The sequence below is a fragment of the Streptomyces sp. CBMA152 genome (genome assembly GCF_014596475.1).
GTDB lineage: Bacteria > Actinomycetota > Actinomycetes > Streptomycetales > Streptomycetaceae > Streptomyces.
Genome location: NZ_MECJ01000033.1, coordinates 116,786 through 133,954, shown reverse-complemented (window position 1 = coordinate 133,954; position 17,169 = coordinate 116,786). Strand labels below are relative to the sequence as shown.

Annotated in this window: 15 protein-coding genes; 6 read left to right on the top strand and 9 right to left on the bottom strand. The window is 71.7% G+C overall.

Annotated elements, in window-relative coordinates:
* Positions 1-33 precede the first annotated feature (33 nt).
* Entirely contained in the window at positions 34-747 is a 714-nt protein-coding gene (npdG, locus tag BG418_RS33590) for an NADPH-dependent F420 reductase (RefSeq protein WP_188277847.1), read from the top strand.
* A gap of 115 nt (positions 748-862) precedes the next feature.
* Positions 863-1,045 carry a hypothetical protein gene (locus tag BG418_RS33585; RefSeq protein ID WP_188277846.1) on the top strand — a complete coding sequence of 61 codons (183 nt, stop codon included), beginning with the start codon at positions 863-865 and terminating at the stop codon, positions 1,043-1,045.
* On the opposite strand, the gene BG418_RS33580 is transcribed toward BG418_RS33585, so the two are convergent.
* The gene (locus tag BG418_RS33580; RefSeq protein WP_188277845.1) at positions 1,035-1,838 is read right to left on the bottom strand and encodes a site-2 protease family protein; all 804 of its coding nucleotides are present in this window, start codon (positions 1,836-1,838) and stop codon (positions 1,035-1,037) included. The genes BG418_RS33585 and BG418_RS33580 overlap by 11 nt on opposite strands.
* Before the next feature lie 190 nt (positions 1,839-2,028).
* Here BG418_RS33580 and BG418_RS33575 point away from each other — a divergent pair, with 190 nt between their 5' ends.
* On the top strand, positions 2,029-5,376 hold the full coding sequence (locus BG418_RS33575; protein ID WP_317453849.1) for a BTAD domain-containing putative transcriptional regulator: 3,348 nt from the start codon (positions 2,029-2,031) through the stop codon (positions 5,374-5,376).
* Between the two features lie 30 nt (positions 5,377-5,406).
* Here BG418_RS33575 and BG418_RS33570 read toward each other — a convergent pair whose 3' ends face one another.
* From BG418_RS33570 to panB, 3 genes are all read right to left on the bottom strand, one after another.
* The gene (locus BG418_RS33570; RefSeq protein ID WP_188277844.1) at positions 5,407-6,267 is read right to left on the bottom strand and encodes an ABC transporter permease; all 861 of its coding nucleotides are present in this window, start codon (positions 6,265-6,267) and stop codon (positions 5,407-5,409) included.
* Positions 6,264-7,292, bottom strand: a complete 1,029-nt coding sequence (locus BG418_RS33565; RefSeq protein WP_188277843.1) for an ATP-binding cassette domain-containing protein — start codon at positions 7,290-7,292, stop codon at positions 6,264-6,266. The genes BG418_RS33570 and BG418_RS33565 overlap by 4 nt, the downstream gene beginning before the upstream one ends.
* A 200-nt stretch (positions 7,293-7,492) precedes the next feature.
* Positions 7,493-8,368, bottom strand: a complete 876-nt coding sequence (gene panB / locus BG418_RS33560; protein ID WP_188277842.1) for a 3-methyl-2-oxobutanoate hydroxymethyltransferase — start codon at positions 8,366-8,368, stop codon at positions 7,493-7,495.
* Between the two features lie 304 nt (positions 8,369-8,672).
* Between panB and BG418_RS33555 the strand changes: the two genes are divergently transcribed.
* On the top strand, positions 8,673-9,695 hold the full coding sequence (locus BG418_RS33555) for an endonuclease/exonuclease/phosphatase family protein (RefSeq protein ID WP_188277841.1): 1,023 nt from the start codon (positions 8,673-8,675) through the stop codon (positions 9,693-9,695).
* An 81-nt stretch (positions 9,696-9,776) separates the two neighbouring features.
* Here the strand turns inward: BG418_RS33555 and BG418_RS33550 are convergent, their stop codons facing one another.
* A complete protein-coding gene (locus tag BG418_RS33550; RefSeq protein WP_188277840.1) occupies positions 9,777-11,528 on the bottom strand; it encodes an NAD+ synthase in 1,752 nt (583 codons plus the stop codon).
* Positions 11,529-11,631: 103 nt separating this feature from the next.
* On the opposite strand from BG418_RS33550, the gene BG418_RS33545 reads away from it, so the two are divergent.
* Complete coding sequence (locus tag BG418_RS33545; protein ID WP_188277839.1) at positions 11,632-12,309, top strand: DUF998 domain-containing protein; 678 nt, start codon at positions 11,632-11,634, stop codon at positions 12,307-12,309.
* Complete coding sequence (locus BG418_RS33540) at positions 12,306-13,124, top strand: alpha/beta fold hydrolase (RefSeq protein ID WP_188277838.1); 819 nt, start codon at positions 12,306-12,308, stop codon at positions 13,122-13,124. The genes BG418_RS33545 and BG418_RS33540 overlap by 4 nt, the downstream gene beginning before the upstream one ends.
* A gap of 163 nt (positions 13,125-13,287) precedes the next feature.
* On the opposite strand, the gene BG418_RS33535 is transcribed toward BG418_RS33540, so the two are convergent.
* The 4 genes from BG418_RS33535 to BG418_RS33520 form a co-directional block, all read right to left on the bottom strand.
* Positions 13,288-15,243 (bottom strand): protease pro-enzyme activation domain-containing protein, encoded by a 1,956-nt coding sequence (locus BG418_RS33535; RefSeq protein ID WP_188277837.1) that lies wholly within the window; start codon positions 15,241-15,243, stop codon positions 13,288-13,290.
* A gap of 216 nt (positions 15,244-15,459) precedes the next feature.
* The gene (locus BG418_RS33530; RefSeq protein ID WP_188277836.1) at positions 15,460-16,092 is read right to left on the bottom strand and encodes a DUF305 domain-containing protein; all 633 of its coding nucleotides are present in this window, start codon (positions 16,090-16,092) and stop codon (positions 15,460-15,462) included.
* On the bottom strand, positions 16,089-16,748 hold the full coding sequence (locus tag BG418_RS33525; RefSeq protein ID WP_188277835.1) for a DUF3105 domain-containing protein: 660 nt from the start codon (positions 16,746-16,748) through the stop codon (positions 16,089-16,091). The genes BG418_RS33530 and BG418_RS33525 overlap by 4 nt, the downstream gene beginning before the upstream one ends.
* A 63-nt stretch (positions 16,749-16,811) precedes the next feature.
* Positions 16,812-17,147: a hypothetical protein gene (locus BG418_RS33520; RefSeq protein ID WP_317453848.1), complete on the bottom strand. Its 336-nt coding sequence runs from the start codon at positions 17,145-17,147 to the stop codon at positions 16,812-16,814.
* Positions 17,148-17,169: the final 22 nt, after the last annotated feature.

Below are 17,169 nucleotides of genomic sequence, written 5' to 3'. Positions count from 1 at the left end.
CCACCCGAATGGGCAAACCCGTAAGGTCGCTGCATGACTTCCACTGACAGCGCCGCGAACACCCCGAAGCCCGCCGCCAAGGACCCCTGGGACCTGCCCGACGTCTCCGGACTGGTCGTCGGCGTACTCGGTGGCACCGGTGACCAGGGGCGCGGCCTCGCCTACCGCCTCGCCCGGTCCGGCCAGAAGGTGATCATCGGCTCGCGGGCCGCCGAGCGCGCGCAGGCCGCCGCCGACGAGCTCGGCCTCGGCGTCGAGGGCGCGGACAACGCCGAGTGCGCGCGCCGCAGCGACATCGTGATCGTCGCCGTGCCGTGGGACGGGCACGCCAAGACGCTTGAGGCGCTGCGCGAGGAGCTCGCGGGCAAGCTGGTCGTCGACTGCGTCAACCCGCTCGGCTTCGACAAGAAGGGCGCGTACGCCCTCAAGCCCGAGGAGGGCAGCGCCGCCGAGCAGGCCGCCGCCCTGCTGCCGGACTCGCGCGTCACCGCCGCCTTCCACCACCTCTCGGCCGTCCTGCTCCAGGACGCCTCGATCGAGGAGATCGACACCGATGTGATGGTGCTCGGCGAGAGCCGCGCCGACACCGACCTCGTCCAGGCACTGGCCGGCCGGATCCCCGGAATGCGCGGTGTCTTCGCCGGACGGCTGCGCAATGCCCACCAGGTGGAGTCCCTGGTCGCCAACCTGATCTCGGTGAACCGCCGCTACAAGGCGCACGCCGGCCTGCGGGTGACCGACGTCTAGGACCGACGTCCAAAGACGTACAAGACCGGCGTACGCGACCTACGTCCCGGACCGATCGGGGCATGGGGGACACTGGACGGGCATCAGTGCCGTACCCGGACAGGAGCCGACCCCCATGCCCCGCCTCGCTCTGTACGCCCTCGCCGTCTGCGTCCTCTCGGTCGCCGCGGCCGTGGTCTCCTTCGTCGAGGGCAACTGGACCGGGATCGTCTGGATCCTGCTCGCCGGGCTCTCCTCCAACATGGCCTGGTACTACCTGCGCAAGGCCAAGGCGCAGCGGGCCGCCGTCAGCCGTTGAGCGACGGGACGTCGGCCGTGTGCTCCCAGAAGCGGTAGAGGCGCTGGCCCCAGTACGTGTCGTACTCGCTGACGCCGAGGGCGCGCAGGACGCTGTGTATCGCGTCGAAGAACGCGTGGTTGACCGGAGGCAGCAGCCACAGGCAGGCGAAGACCGCGAGCAGCCCGAAGGGCGCGATCGCCTCGAACTGGCGGCGCAGGCCCGGTGAGAGCCAGGGCTCGATCACGCCGTACCCGTCCAGGCCCGGGACCGGCAGGAAGTTCAGGATCGCGGCCGTCACCTGGAGCAGCGCAAGGAACGCGAGCGCGAGGCGGAACTCGGTCGGCACGCCGTCCAGCGCGTGCAGCCAGAACGGCGCCGTGCAGACGATGGCGAACAGCACATTGGTGAGCGGGCCCGCCGCCGAGACCAGGCTGTGCTTCCAGCGGCCCCGGATCCGGCCGCGCTCGATGAAGACCGCGCCGCCGGGCAGCCCGATCCCGCCCATGATCACGAAGATGACCGGCAGCACGATCGACAGCATCGCGTGCGTGTACTTCAGCGGGTTCAGCGTCAGATAGCCCTTGGCGCCCACCGAGATGTCGCCGCCGTGCAGCGCGGTGCGGGCGTGCGCGTACTCGTGCAGGCACAGCGAGACCACCCAGGCGGACGTCACGAAGAGGAAGACGGCGAAGCCCGGCTTGTTCGCGAACCCCGTCCACACCGCCCATCCGCTGACCGCCATGACGGCGACGATCCCCAGGAAGACCGGGCTGATCCTCCGGTCGCTGCGGCGGGAGGTGGCGGTGGACATGTGCGGGGCTCCTGGGATGGAGATGCGATCGGACGGGCCCGACCGTACAGGTGATACCCGTCGAACGTACGGCGATCCCGTACGAGTTCCGGCGCCGATCACCCTCCGGTGCCGCCCCGGTCACCTTGTGGGGGGCGGGTGTTGGAGGGCGGGGGCGTCGGGAGCCGCGCGCGTCACGGAGAATGGGCACGTGCGCTACCGGATTATCGGCACCACCCAGCTGTTGACCCCCGAAGGAACGGCCCTCGCCGTCGGCGGGGCGCGACTGCGCGCCCTGTTGACGGTGCTCGCCCTGCGCCCCGGCCGGACCGTGCCGGTCGCGCGTCTGGTGGACGAGGTGTGGATGGGTGAGCCGCCCGCCGACGCGGCCGGTGCGCTCCAGGCGCTGGTCGGCCGGCTGCGGCGGGTCGCCGGGCATGCGGCGGTCGCCTCGGCCGAGAGCGGCTACCGCCTCGACGCCGAACCGGACGACATCGACCTGTACCGCTTCGAGCGGCTGGCGGGGGAGGGCGTACGCGCCCTGGAGCAGGGCGACCCGGCGAAGGCCCTCGCGCTGCTCGACGACGCGCTGGCGCTGTGGGCCGGGCCGGTCCTCGGCGATCTGCCCGACCGGGCGGCCGAGGCGGCCCGCTGGGAGGCCCGCCGCCTGGATGCCCGCCGGGCCAGGCTCGCGGCCGCTCTCGCCCTCGGCCGGGCCGACGAGGTGCTGCCCGAGCTGGCCGCGCTCTGCGCCGCGCACCCCCTGGACGAGCCGCTGCACGCCCTGCGCATCCGCGCCCTGCGCGCGGCGGGCCGCACGGCCGAGGCACTGGCCGCGTACGACGACGTCCGCCGCACCCTCGCCGACCGTCTGGGCGCCGATCCCGGCCCCGAACTGCGCGCACTGCACGGCGAGTTGCTGCACTCCGAGGAGCCGCCCGCCCCTGCGGCGCACGACGTGGCCCCGCCCGCCTTCGGCAACCTCCGCGCCCGGCTCACCTCCTTCGTGGGGCGCGAGGCGGACATCGAGGTGATCCGGGGGGACCTGGGCCGGGCGCGGCTCGTGACGCTGCTCGGGCCCGGCGGGGCCGGCAAGACACGGCTCTCGCAGGAGGCCGCCGAGGCCGCCGACGCGGCCGGGGACGGCTGGCCCGACGGGGTGTGGCTGGCGGAGCTCGCGCCGGTGGCCGACCCGGCGGCCGTGCCCGCCGCCGTCCTCACCGCGGTCGGCGCCCGCGAGACCGTGCTGCACGGCGCGGGCGCCGAGGAGCTGCGGGCCGCCGACCGCACCGGCGCCGACCCGCTGGTCCACCTCGCCGGGTACTGCGAGCGCCGCCGGATGCTGCTGCTCCTCGACAACTGCGAGCACGTAATCGGCGCGGCCGCCGAGCTCGTCGCGTATCTGCTGGCCCGCTGCCCCGGGCTGACGGTCCTCGCCACCAGCCGGGAACCGCTGGGCGTGCCGGGCGAGTTGGTGCGGCCGGTGGAGCCGCTGCCCGGGCCCGTGGCGCTGCGGCTGTTCGCCGAGCGGGGCGCGTCCGCGCGGCCCGGCTTCCGGATCGAGGACGACCCCGAGGCCGCCGCCGAGATCTGCCGCCGCCTGGACGGTCTGCCGCTCGCCGTGGAGCTCGCGGCCGCCCGGCTACGGATGTTGACGCCTCGTCAGATCGCGGACCGGCTCGACGACCGCTTCCGCCTGCTGACCAGCGGCAGCCGTACCGTACTGCCGCGCCAGCAGACCCTGCGCGCGGTCGTCGACTGGTCCTGGGACCTCCTGGAGGAGTCCGAACGTACGGTCCTGCGCCGCCTCTCCGTCTTCGCGGGCGGCTGCGACCTCGCGGCGGCGGAGGAGGTCTGCGCGGACGGCGACTCCTGCGCGGCCGGGGCCGTGCACGCCGCCGACGTCGCCGTCCTGCTCGGCTCGCTCGTCGACAAGTCCCTTGTGGTGGCCGCACCCGGGGACGACGGCGGGATGCGCTACCGCCTCCTTGAGACCGTCGGCGAGTACGCGGGCGAGCGCCTGGACGACGCCGGGGACCGGGGCGCGGCCGAGCGCCGCCATCTGGTGCACTTCCGCGAGCTGGCCCGCACGGCCGACCCGAGGTTGCGCGGCCGGGGCCAGCGCGCCGCCGTCGCGTTCTTCGAGCGGGAGTACGAGAACCTGCGCACCGCGCTGCGCCGGGCCGTCGCCCTCGCCGACGAGCAGGAGGCGCTGTGTCTGGTCCACGCGCTCACCACGTACTGGCATCTGCGCGACATGCGCGGCGAGGCGCGCCGCTGGGCGCAGGCCACCGCCGAGCTCGGCCCCGACCCCTTCGCGCCGCCCACCGCCCCCGCGCCCCCGGTCCTCGCGCGCTGCACCGACAGCCCGCCGCCGATGGAGTACGAGGTGCTCCAGGAGGCCCGGCGCGGGGTGCGGCTGATCATGCTCGCCGACATGGACCACGACATGGACGCGTGGACGACCCCCGAGGCCACGGAGCGGCTGCGGGCCATCGCGAGCGTCTACCGGCCGGGGCTGCCGCAGACCTGCCGGATGCCCGGCGCGCTCTGGTTCTTCACGGTCGTGCTGACCGGCGACGCGGACGCGCTGAAGGACATGCTCAACGCGACGGTGGAGGCCTGCGCGGAGCTGGGCTACGAGTGGGACCTCGCCAACGCCCTCCAGATGCGGGCGAACGTCCTGGCCAACCGGAGCGACTGGGCGGGCGACGCGGGCCGTGACGCCGACCGCGCCCTGGACATCTTCCGGCGCCTGGGCGACGACTGGGGCATGGCCGAGTCGCTGTCCGCGCGCGGCGAGGCACGGGAGCGGCGGGGCGAGTACGCACCGGCGGCCGCCGACTACGACGAGGCCGTGCGGTACGCGGAACGCCTGGGCGCCCCGGGGCAGGTGTCGCTGCTCAAGGCGCGGCTCGCCGGGGTCCTCCTGGAGACGGGCGAGACCGAGCGGGGGGAGGCGATGCTGCGCGAGATCGTCGCCGCGGGCCGCCGGGCCGGGTACGAGGCGTTCCCCGCCGCGCGGCTGTTCCTGGCGATGTGGCTGGGCCGCAGCGGTCGGATCCCCGAGGCCCGCGAGCATGTCGCGGTGATGCTCGACGAGTTCAAGTCGGCCAACCTCTCGCTCTTCGAGGGCTTCGTCATGGGGGTACGGGCCTGGCTGAACAACGCCGAGGGGCTGTTCGCCGACGGTCTGCGGGACGCTCGCGACGCCCTTGACCGCGCCCTGGACCCGCTGGCCCGGATGGTCGCGCCGCAGATGATCCCGGTGCATCTGCTCAGCGTCGCCTGGCCGATGGCGGGGCTCGCGGAGCCCGGCGCCGACACCGCCCGTGACGCGGCCCGGCTGATCGGCGCGCACGACGCCCTGCTGCCGCCCGCCCATGTCCCCACGGGCCTGGAGAAGGAGCAGCGTGCCGTCGTGGAGTCGGCCGTCCGCCCGCTCCTCGACGAGGCCGCCTACGAGGCCGCGTACGCCGAAGGCGACGGCCTCTCCGTAGAGGAGGCCGTCGCCCTGGCGCGACGCGATCGACGAGGAGATCAGGACCCCCGTACCTGACACTCCATCAGAACTGACTGGACGTCACGATCAGGTCCGCTTGCGGAACTTGGCGACCGCGAGCGGGGCCGTCACGGCGGTGATCGCCACCGACCAGGCCAGGGTCATCCACACCGAGTGGGCGACCGGGCCGCCGTTGACCAGGTTGCGGGCCGCGTCGGCGAGGTTGGAGAGCGGGTTGTAGTCCGTGAAGGACTGCAGCCAGCCCGGCATCGTGGTCGGCTTGGCGAAGATCGACGAGCCGAACTGCAACGGCATCAGCACCAGCATGGCCACTCCCTGGACGGCCTGCGCCGTCTTCATGGTGAGACCCAGCAGAATGAAGATCCACATCAGCGAGGCGCCGAACACCAGCGACAGGCCGACCGCCGCGAGCAGTTCGAACACCGAGGTGTGGATGGACAGGCCCAGGATGAAGCCCATGACCAGCAGGATCGTGGTGGCGATGATCATGCGGCCGATCTCGACCACGATCTTGGCGATCAGCACCGACGACCGGGCTATCGGCATGGTCCGGAACCGGTCCATGACGCCCTTCTTGAAGTCGTCGTTGATACCGGTCCCCACCGCCATCGCGATGTTCAGACCCTGCATCGCCATCAGGCCCGGGATCAGGTAGTTCACGTACTCGTGCTGGTTGCCCTTGCCGGAGACCGCGCCGCCGAAGACGTACACGAACAGCAGCGTGAAGATGATCGGCATGAGCACGGCGTCGAACATCGACTCCGGGTCCTGCTTGATCTGGAGCGCGTTGCGCCGGGCCAGGGCGCCGATGTGGCGCAGGTTGGCCCGCAGGCCGATACGGGCGTCGGCGTCGGTGACGGGTGGACGGATGCCGGTGGGCGCCTTGCGGGAGGTCGCCTCGGCGGTGGTGGCGGTGGTGGTGCTCATGCCGCGACCTCCTCGGTGGTGTGGTTGCTCAGGGATTCCTGCGAGTCGGAGGTCTTCTTGCCGGTGATGGCCAGGAACACCTCGTCCAGACTGGGCAGATGGGTGCCGATGTGGGCGATGCCGAAGCCGCGGGCACCCAGCAGGCCGACCACCGCGGTCAGTTGCTCGTCGCTGAGGATCGGCACGTTCAGCAGGCCCTCGTCGGGGATCGCCTGGGAGCCGGCGACGCCGTCCAGACCGGCCTCGGCGATCGCCCGGGCCATCGCGCCCAGCTGGTCCGGGTCGGTGGGCCGGATCTGCAGGGTGCGGCCGCCGACCTTCGCCTTCAGCTCGTTGATACCGCCGTTGGCGATGACCTTGCCGCGGTCGATGACCGTCAGCTCGTTCGCCAACTGCTCGGCCTCTTCCATGTACTGGGTGGTGAGCAGCACGGTCGCGCCCTCGGCCACCATCCGCTGGACCTCGTCCCACACCTCGTTGCGGGTGCGCGGGTCGAGGCCGGTGGTGGGCTCGTCCAGATAGAGCACCGCCGGGTTGCCGATCATCGAGGCCGCGAGGTCGAGGCGGCGGCGCATACCGCCGGAGTAGTTCATCGCGGCCTTGTTCGCGGCCTCGGTGAGCGAGAAGCGCTCAAGGAGCTCGTCGGCGCGGGCGCGGGAGTCCTTGCGGGACAGATCGAGCAGCCGCCCGATCATGTACAGGTTCTCCCGGCCGGACAGCTTCTCGTCGACCGAGGCGTACTGCCCGGTCAGGCCGATGGTGCGGCGCAGCTGGCGCGGCTGGCGCACCACGTCGTACCCGGCGACGGTGGCGGTGCCCGAGTCCGGCACGATCAGGGTGGACAGACAGCGGACGAGGGTGGTCTTGCCGGCGCCGTTCGGACCCAGGACTCCGAGGACCGTGCCCTCGCGTACGTCCAGGTCCACGCCGTCCAGCGCCTTGGTGTCGCCGAAGTGCTTCACCAGCCCCCGCACCGTGACGGCGTTGGCGGCGCCGCCCTTGGGGTTCTTGTCGATTCGCGTCATGCCCACCAAGGTGCCAGGCCCCACTGACAAACCACCGACAGCCCACCGACAGAGACCGACAGCCCGCCGACAAGAGATGCCGACGGGCTGCCTTGTGTCCTGCCTTGCGTGTTGCCTTACGTCTTTAGGCGCGCGGGGAACTGCGCGACCAGCCCAAGACGGCCCGCAGTCGAACGTCAACCCCTAAAAAGCGCTCACGCCTAGTGGAACGTGTGCTCCTCGGCCGGGAACGCCCCGCCGACGACCTCACCCGCGAACTCCTTGGCGGCGTCGCCGAGGACCTGACGTACGTTCGCGTACTGCTTCGTGAACCGCGGCACCTTCCCCCCGGTCAACCCCACCATGTCGGTGTAGACGAGCACCTGCGCGTCACACGACACACCCGCGCCGATCCCCACCGTGGGGATGTGCAGCGAGCGCGTGATCTCGGCGGCCACCTCGGCCGGTACGAGTTCGAGGACGACCGCGAACGCGCCCGCGTCCTGCGCCGCCTTGGCGTCGCGCAGCAGCTGGTGCGCGGCCTCCTCGGAGCGGCCCTGCACCCGGTAGCCCATGGCGTTCACGGACTGCGGGGTCAGACCCAGGTGGGACATGACCGGGATGCCGGACTGCACGAGCAGCTCGGTCTGGGCCAGCGAGCGCTCGCCGCCCTCCAGCTTGACGGCCCCGACGCCGGCCTCCTTGATCAGGCGGGTGGCGCTGCGCAGGGCCTGCACCGGACCCTCCTGGTAGGTGCCGAACGGCAGGTCCGCCACGACCAGGGCGCGCTTGCTGCCCCGTACGACCGCGGCGGAGAGGATGGCGATCTCGTCGAGCGTGACCGGCACGGTCGTCTCGTAGCCGAGGTGGCAGTTGCCCATGGAGTCGCCGACGAGGAGGACCGGGATCCCGGCCTCGTCGAAGACGGACGCGGTCATCGCGTCGTACGCGGTGAGCATGGGCCACTTCTCGCCCCGCGCCTTGGCGGCGGCGATGTCATGGATGGACACGCGGCGCGTCGACTTGCCCCCGTACAGCGCCTTGCTGCTGTCGGAACGTTCCGCCTGATTCTGCGCAGCCTTGAGTTGTTGCGTCATCGCAACGGCTCCTGTTCGTCATCTCGAAGCGCCCTGACGGCGTCTCCGGACCACTTCCATGGTGGCATCCCGCCCCCGTCGACGGGAAGTGGGTGCCTCGGTCACATAAGTACGTGAGCTTTGAACCACTGTGGCCTGCAAATATGCGCGTTTTGTCACAGCCGCCGTCACAGGCGTGACCTCTGGAACCCCCGGTCGCGCCCTCTCGTCATCGGCAGTACGACGACAGGGAAAGCCCACCCGTCATCGCCTAGGGTCATCGGGGCGAGGGTGTGCGAGAACGCAAGGCAGTGAGGGCAGCGGTATGACGCGGGCGTACTTGGCGGAGACGGGGAACGGCAGCGCGGAGGGCGAGCGCTCCGGATCCCGGGTCCGGCGCCTGCTGGACGGCTGGCGCGGGGACACCGGCATCTGGCGGCGCGGCATCGTCCTGGCCGCGCTCGCGGTCCTGATCTCGCTGGTCATGCTGGTCCACGCGCAGATCCCCAACCGGATCGGCAACCTGGGCAGCCTCACCGAAACCTTCCTGCCGTGGCTGGGGCTGTTCGTCCCGGTGCTCCTGGGCTTCGCCCTGTGGCGTCGCTCGGCGACCGCCCTGATCGCCCTGCTGCTCCCCGCGACCGTATGGCTGAATCTTTTCGGCGGACTGCTCACCGACAAGGAGAGCAAGGGCGGCAACCTCGTCGTCGCCACCCACAACGTCAACGCCGACAACCCCGACCCGGCCGGCACCGCCCGCAAGCTCATCGCCTCCGGCGCCGAGGTGCTGGCCCTGGAGGAACTGCCGGGCGACAAGGTCCCCGCGTACGAGAAGGCGCTGGCCGGGGCCTTCCCGCACCACTCGGTGCAGGGCACGGTGGGCCTGTGGAGCAAGTACCCGCTCAGCCAGGCCGAGCCGGTCGACATCAAGATCGGCTGGGTCCGCGCCATGCGGGCCACCGTGAACGCGCCCGTCGGCCAGGTGAAGGTGTACGTGGCGCACATGCCCTCGGTACGCGTGAAGCTCAGCGCCGGGTTCACCGCGCGCCAGCGCGACGCCAGCGCCGACGCCCTCGGTGACGCGATCGCGGGCGACCCGCTGAAGAAGGTCGTCCTGCTCGGCGACCTCAACGGCACGATGAACGACCGCGCCCTGAACAACATCACCTCGCAGATGCGGTCCACGCAGGGCGCGGCGGGCAACGGGTTCGGCTTCACCTGGCCCGCGTCGTTCCCGATGGCCCGGATCGACCAGATCATGGTCAAGGGCGTCGAGCCGAAGTCGTCGTGGACGCTGGGGCGGACGGCGAGCGACCACTTGCCGATCGCGGCGCGCCTGAAGATCTGAGCGGCTTCCTGGTACGCGGAGGGGGCCGGGGCGATGCCCCGGCCCCCTCTCCGCTGTTGAGCCCGCTGTCGAGCCCGACCCTCACACCGACTCCCGCCACAGATTGGTGATCGGCAGCCGCCGGTCCTTCCCGAAGCCCTTCGCCGAGATCTTGGTGCCCGGCGGGTACTGGCGCCGCTTGTACTCGGCGGAGTCCACCAGGCGCAGGGTCTTCGCCACGACCTCCGGGTCGTAGCCCGCCGCGACGATCTCCTCGCGGCCCTGGTCGCGGTCGACGTACCGGGCCAGGATCGCGTCCAGGACCGGGTAGTCGGGCAGCGAGTCCGTGTCGACCTGGTCCGGGCGCAGCTCGGCGCTCGGCGGCTTGATGATCGAGTTCTCCGGGATCGGCGGGACCTCGCCGCGCGCCTCGGCGGCCTTGTTGCGCCAGTTGGCGAGCCGGAAGACCGTCGTCTTGTAGACGTCCTTGATCGGGCCGTACGCGCCCACCGAGTCGCCGTAGAGCGTCGAATACCCCACCGCCAGCTCGGACTTGTTGCCCGGCGCCATGACGATGTGGCCCTCCTGGTTGGAGATCGCCATCAGCATGGTGCCACGCAGCCGCGACTGCAGGTTCTCCTCGGCGAGGCCGGTCAGGCCCAGCGAGCCCATGTACGCGTCGAACATCGGCTCGATGGAGACGGTCCGGAAGTGCAGCCCGGCGCGCCGGGCCAGTTCGGCCGCGTCGCCCTTGGAGTGCTCCGAGGAGTACTTGGAGGGCATCGACACGCCGTACACGTTCTCCGCGCCGACCGCGTCGCAGGCGATCGCGGCGACCAGCGCCGAGTCGATGCCGCCGGACAGGCCGATCAGGACGGACCGGAAGCCGTTCTTGGCGACATACGCGCGCAGCCCCACGACCAGTGCCGAGTAGACCTCCTCGTCGTCGTCCAGGCGGTCGCTGTAGCCACCCGCGAGCTCCGGTTCGTACGCCGGGACGGGCTGCTCGGAGAGGATCACGTGCTCGATCCGCAGGCCGTCGTCGACCGTGCCCGACGGGACGGGACCGGCGGCCGGGAGTTCGAGGTCGAGCAGCACGCAGCCCTCGGAGAACTGCGGGGCGCGGGCGACGACCTCGCCGTCGCGGTCGACGACGATCGAGTCGCCGTCGAAGACCAGCTCGTCCTGGCCGCCCACCATGGCGAGGTAGGCGGTGGTGCAGCCCGCCTCCTGGGCCCGCTTGCGGACCAGTTCGAGGCGGGTGTCGTCCTTGTTCTGCTCGTACGGCGAGGCGTTGATGGAGATCAGCAGCCCGGCCCCGGCGGAGCGGGTGGCCGGGACGCGGCCGCCGTCCTGCCACAGGTCCTCGCAGATGGCGAGCGCCACATCGACGCCGTGGACCCGTACGACCGGCATGGTGTCGCCCGGCACGAAGTAGCGGAACTCGTCGAAGACGCCGTAGTTGGGCAGGTGGTGCTTGGCGTAGCGCAGGACCACCTCGCCGCGGTGCAGCACCGCGCCCGCGTTGCGCGGCGCGCCAGCGGGCTGGCCCAGGCGCGCCTGGGCGGCCGTGGAGCGGTCGAGGTAGCCGACGACCACCGGGAGCTCGCCGAGGCCCTCGGCGGCGAGCCGCGTCGCCAGCTCGTCGAGCGCGGCCCGGGACGCCTTGACGAAGGACGGGCGAAGCGCCAGGTCCTCGACGGGGTAGCCGGTCAGCATCATCTCGGGGAACGCGACGAGATGCGCCCCCTGCTCGGCGGAGTGCCGGGTCCAGTGCACGATCGCCTCGGCATTGCCGGTGAGGTCGCCGACGGTCGAGTCGATCTGATTCAGAGCGAGGCGTAGTTGAGGCACCCGGCCAGTGTAATCGTCAGAGCGACGCAATGTCGGGTGAACGAGCCGGACGGCGTCGCGGTCCGCCTGTGGACGGCGACCGGTAAGTACCATCGGCACCACTATGCCCCCCTCCGGTACGCACGCCCGGCCCGCCGTCGTCCTCCTGGCGCTCGGCGCGCTCGCGTACACCGCATGGGTGCTCGAAGTGCTGCTCCACACCGGGCTCGACCCCGTCCAGACGTACGTCAGCGAGCTCGCCGCGGTCGACCAGCCGCTCGGCGGACTCTTCCGGGCCACCGACCTCACCGCGGGCGTCCTGGTCCTCGCCGGGTCCGCGTGGGCGCTGTGGCGGTGCGAGCGGCGGCCCTGGACGGTGACCGGCTGGGCGGCCCTGGTGGTGTTCGGCGCGTCGACCGTTGCCGACTCGCGGCTGCCGCTGAGCTGCGCGCCGACCGTCGACCCCGAGTGCGCGGCCCGCGAGACGGCCGGTCTCGTCCCGGCCACGCACACCGCGCACGCCGTGAGCAGCAGCCTCGCCATGGCGGGCGCGCTCGTCGGGATCGTGGCGCTCACGATCGCGGCCCGCCGCTACGGCCACTGGGCCCCGCTCGCCCGCTTCGGCCCGGTCCTGGTCGTCCTCGAACTCGCCGTCACCGTCTGGACGCTGGCCGCGATCGCCGCGTTCGAGGCCGGGCGCGGCACCTGGTCGCTGGGGGCCGGGCAGCGGGCGCAGGTGCTGCTGGTCGCGGTGTGGCTGGGGGTGCTCACCTACGCCGTGGCGCGGGAGAATCGAGTATGACGTTCGTACGGATCGACGGGGTCCCGCACCACGTGGTGGTGGAGGGCAGCGGTCCGCCCGTGGTGCTCAGCGCGGGCCTGGGCATGGCGTGGTTCGACTGGGACCCGGTGGTGCCGCTCCTTGCCCCGCACCGCACGGTCGTACGCTTCGACCGCCCCGGCCACGGCCTGTCCGGCCCCGCCTGCGCCCCGCCGACGGCCTCGGGTGAGGCCCACCGGATCGCGGCGGTCCTGGACGCGGTGGGAGTGGACGAGCGGGCGACTGTGGTCGGCCACTCGATCGCGGGCTTCCACGCGGAGGCGTACGCGCGCCTGTACCCGGACCGCACGGCCGCGCTCGTGCTGATCGACTCCAGCGTGGAGGCCGATGTACGGCCGCCGCTCGCGCCCGGGGTGCGGGTGGTGTCGGCGCGGGTCGCGGGGGCGGTGCTCTCGGGGACGGGGGTCCCGGCGGCGCTGGGCCCGCTGCTGCGCCGCGCCACGGTCCGCCTCTCCCGCACCGGCGGCCCCGACCCGGCCCCCCGCGCCCTGGTCGACCGCTGCTACCGCACCTCGCGGGTGTGGCGCGGCCTGATCCTGGAGAACGCGCGCTACCGAGCGGTGGCGGCCGAACTCCTCACCCTGCGCGACAAGTTCCCCCTCCCCGGCGGCGTCCCGGTCCGCGTCCTGGCAGGCGCCGCAGCCGGCCCGTCCTGGCTGAGCCGCCAACGAGACCTGGCCGACCATCTGGAAGCGGACTTCCAAGTGGCGGAGGGCGCAGGGCACTTGGTGATGCTGGACAGGGCGGGGATGGTGGCGGAGACGGTACTGGGCTGAGCGCAAAAAGCCCCGCCCCGGGCCGAGTTAACGGTCCCGGGGCGGGGTTTGGTGCTGCTAGCGGGCTCGTGGAGTCCAATGCGGTCCCGAGTCACTTAAGGGGCGCGGGGAACTGCGCGACCAGCCACGCACGGTCCGCAGACGAAACCGCACCCAGCAAGGGCTAGCGGTGGTACCGCGAGGCGAACGACGAAACGTACCCGGGGGCGGGCGAACCCACACCGGTCACGTTGTCGTACCCACGAGTCGCAGACAGCGAGCTGTCGTGACCGAGGGTACGAACAGACGTGAGCAGGCCACCCGACGCGTCGACACCGTTCGCGAAGTCCACCCGAACGACCGCGAGTTCACGGGACTTCCCCAGCGGGTGGTCCGTGACGTCGTGGAACAGCGGCGAGCCGTACCGCGCGTAGATCGACGGGTTCGCGAACCCGATCGGGAAGTTGCGGGCCTGCTGGGCCAGCGCCTGGACACCCGCGATGACCGGGGCGGCCAGCGACGTACCACCGATGCGGTACTCGTCGTACTTCACCGACTTGTCGGGGAAGGTCTGCGTCTGGCCGACCAGGAAGCCGGTGTTGGGGTCGGCCACGGCCGCGATGTCCGGAACCGTACGCATCCGGTCCGCGCCGTTCGCCTTGGCGAGCGCGTCCGGCACGATGCCGTGCTGGTAGAACGGCTGCTTCACGGTGGAGCTGGTGCCGCCGCCCGCGCCCGAGGTGAACGCGCCCGGGAAGTTCGTCCAGCTCTTGCCGTCCGCCGACAGCGAGGACTTCAGGGTGCCCCAGCCGGTCTCGAACTGGTACTTGTCGCCCTTGCCGACGGCCAGCGAGGTGCCGCCGACGGCCGTCGCCCACGCCGAGTTGGCGGGGGTGCCGACCTGCTTCTTGCCGCTCTTGGCGGCTTCGTCGCCGTCGTCGCCGGAGGAGAAGTAGAAGCCGATGCCCTCGACCGCGCCGAGCTTGAACGTCTGGTCGTAGGCGGCCGCGACGTCCGGGGTCTCGTTGGACTCGACGTCGCCCCACGAGTTGGAGACGATGTCGGCCAGGTGGCTGTCGACGACCTTGTTCAGGGAGTCGAGCAGGTCCGGGTCGTTGCAGGACGCGCCCGCGACGTACACGATGTCCGCCTCCGGCGCGACCGCGTGCACGGCCTCGACGTCCAGGGACTCCTCGCCGTACCAGCCGGCCGCGCCGCACGCCTCGGTGCTGTTGTAGGCGGCGGGCGTCACCTCGGTGTACTGGCCGTGCTTGTACGACTTGTCGCCGTTGCGCAGCGCGTACTGCTGGGCGTCCTTCGCCATCGTCGGCGAGGCGTACGCGTCGGTGATCGCGACGGTCACGCCCTTGCCGGTGTAGCGGCCCGCGCCGTACGCGGCGCGCAGCTGCTTGCCGGTGTACCCGTGGACCGCGTACGAGAGCTTCTTGCCGTACGCGTCCGGCAGGGTGGAGGCGGTGTTCGAGCCGTAGTACGTGGAGAACGGCCCGGAGTTCTTGAACGCGGGGCCGGGGCCCGGCAGCGTGTCCTGGTGCGACGCCTGGTGCGGGGCGGTGTCCAGGCCGCTCACGGTGAGCACCGCGTCGGCCAGCGCGCCGGGCGCGGAGGCGGTCGCCACCGGGGCGCGGTAGGTGCGGCCGCCCTTGCGGAAGTTGTGCAGCTTGGTGCCGAACGCCCTCTCGGCCGCGGCGACGTCGCCGGAGACCGAGACGTAGTGCTCGTTGCTGCCCGTGACGGTGAGCCCGGCCGACTTCAGCCAGCTGGTGACCGCCGCGATCTGCGCCTTGGTCGCGCCGAAACGCTGCTGCGTCTGCGCGGGGCTCAGGTACTTGCCGTACGCGTCCGACGCCGGGTCGGACACGGCCGCGGCGTACGCGGCGAGGCCCTTGGCGTCGCGGCCCGCGAGGTACACGCGCGCGTTGACCTTGTTCGTGTTCGCCGTGGCGCCTTGGTCAGCGGCGCCGGTGGCCCATGCGGGCTTGGTGCCCGTGAGGGCGGCCCGCCCGGACGGCACGGGGTCCGCGGCGTGGGCGGACGGTATGCCGAAAGCGAGTGCGCCGGCGAGCATGGGCAGTGTCGCTGCCATGCTCACGGCACGCCGCTTGGTGCGGCTTGTTCTCATTTGACCCCCTGCTGAGGCTCTTCACCTGTGAGGCATGCGCACTTGATCTGCACATGCACAGCGTCACTCTGGTGAGGAACGGTTCATGCGGGGGGCATGTGAAACCCAAGAGAAACCCAAGTCCCGCCCAGGTGGCGGGACTTGGGTCGTTTTGATGGCTGAAAGTCGGACTGGGGCGGATTCCTTACGTAATCCGTGGCGACGCCGGGTACGTGGTTACGTACGCGGCTTGGCCCCCCGTGCGGTCAACATGGTGGCCATCAGGTCGATCTCCGAGCGCTGCGAGTCGACCATGCCCTGGGCGAGGTCGCGCTCCACCTTGGTGGCGCACTTCTCGGCGCAGCCCTGGGCCATGTGGATCCCGCCCTTGTGGTGCTCGGTCATCAGCTGGAGGTAGAGGATCTCGGCCTGCTTGCCGTCGGCCCTGCGCAGCTGGTCGAGCTCGGTGTTGGTGGCCATGCCGGGCATCAGCGCGCCGTCCGCGCCGGGCTCGGTGCCCATCCCCATCCACGCCATCGGCAGCTGGTCCGGCTGGGACTTCGACAGCTTCCACAGATCCAGCCAGCCGAGCAGCATGCCCCGCTGGTTGGCCTGGGTGTTGGCGATGTCGTAGGCGAGCCGGCGCACGTCCTCGTCCTGGGTGCGGTCGCGCACGATGAACGACATCTCCACCGCCTGCTGGTGGTGGACCGACATGTCCCGCGCGAAGCCCGCGTCCGCCGAGGTGGCGACGGGCGTGCGGGGCGCGGCGGGGGAGTCGTCGCCGGTGGCGCTGGCGACCGTGGCCACCGTGGCGAACACGAGCGCCGCCGCTACCGCCGAGAGGGACGCCCAGTAGGTGCGGTTCACTTCTGGTCCAGCCCGCCCGTGCACGCCGCGCCCGGCTCCGGGGTCTGCGCGCCCTGCACGTACTTGTTGAAGAACTGGTTGACCCGCGGGTCGTCCGCGCTGGTCACGGTGACCTGCTTGCCCCAGGCGCTGAGCATGATCGCCCCGGCCTGGTCCTGGAACGGGCTCATCAGCGAGTACGGCGTCTTGGAGACCTTGTCGGAGAGCTTCTGCACATCCCCGGCCGGCGCCTTGTCGTTGTACGTCACCCAGACCGCGCCGTGCTCCAGCGAGTGCACCGCGTTCATGTCCGGGACCGGCTTCTTGTAGACCACGCCGCCGCAGTTCATCCAGACCTGGTCGTGGTCACCGCCGACCGGCGGCTTCATCGGGTACGACACCGTCTTGGTGACGTGGTTGCGGCCGAGCTTCTTCGGGTCCCAGTCCTTCTCGCCGGCGATGGTCGCCTTGGCGTCGTCGGCCTTCTGGGCCTGCTGCTGGTCCTTCTTGTCGGACTCCCGGTTGAGCAGGTACGCGCCGACGCCGACGAGCCCGGCGACGATCGCCACCGACGCGGTGATCGCGACGATCTTGTTGCGGCGCTCGCGGGCCTGCTCGGCGCGGCGCATCTCGGCTATCCGCGCCTGGCGTGAGCTGTTCGATTCCTTGGTGGCCATGATGGCTCAAGTCCTTCTGGTGACGGGGAAGTTGGGGGTGTGAGCGGAACGCAGAAGGTCCGCCTAGGTCCGTAGCACTTGAAGAACGTGGAGATCGGGAGCGCGCGGCCCCGCGCCGCGGCGCACCGGGGCCACGGCGGGAGGCGCCGCCGCCGTCCGTACGGCCTGCGCGGCGCTCGGCGCCGGGGTGTCCAGCGGCGGCGCGGTGAGCACGGCCGGGTCGGCGTGCGGGAAGAGCCCGCAGTCGCCGCGGTCGTACGGGCAGCTGTACTGCGCGGGACCGACGGCGAGCGTGATGTGGTGCGCGGCGGGAACGGCGTCGGCGCTCGCGCGGCCGCCCGCGGTGAGGCAGAGGAAGAGGGCGGCGAGAAGCGTCGCCATGGCGCTCAGCAGCGCCACAGGACGTGTGATGCGAAGGCGT

Coding starts and splice junctions, on each gene's coding strand:
- BG418_RS33525 (WP_188277835.1), bottom strand. CDS start 16,748: ATGGCCACCAAGGAATCGAACAGCTCACGCCAGGCGCGGATAGCCGAG.
- panB (WP_188277842.1), bottom strand. CDS start 8,368: ATGACGCAACAACTCAAGGCTGCGCAGAATCAGGCGGAACGTTCCGAC.
- BG418_RS33565 (WP_188277843.1), bottom strand. CDS start 7,292: ATGACGCGAATCGACAAGAACCCCAAGGGCGGCGCCGCCAACGCCGTC.
- BG418_RS33570 (WP_188277844.1), bottom strand. CDS start 6,267: ATGAGCACCACCACCGCCACCACCGCCGAGGCGACCTCCCGCAAGGCG.
- BG418_RS33555 (WP_188277841.1), top strand. CDS start 8,673: ATGACGCGGGCGTACTTGGCGGAGACGGGGAACGGCAGCGCGGAGGGC.
- BG418_RS33585 (WP_188277846.1), top strand. CDS start 863: ATGCCCCGCCTCGCTCTGTACGCCCTCGCCGTCTGCGTCCTCTCGGTC.
- BG418_RS33545 (WP_188277839.1), top strand. CDS start 11,632: ATGCCCCCCTCCGGTACGCACGCCCGGCCCGCCGTCGTCCTCCTGGCG.
- BG418_RS33580 (WP_188277845.1), bottom strand. CDS start 1,838: ATGTCCACCGCCACCTCCCGCCGCAGCGACCGGAGGATCAGCCCGGTC.
- BG418_RS33535 (WP_188277837.1), bottom strand. CDS start 15,243: ATGAGAACAAGCCGCACCAAGCGGCGTGCCGTGAGCATGGCAGCGACA.
- npdG (WP_188277847.1), top strand. CDS start 34: ATGACTTCCACTGACAGCGCCGCGAACACCCCGAAGCCCGCCGCCAAG.
- BG418_RS33540 (WP_188277838.1), top strand. CDS start 12,306: ATGACGTTCGTACGGATCGACGGGGTCCCGCACCACGTGGTGGTGGAG.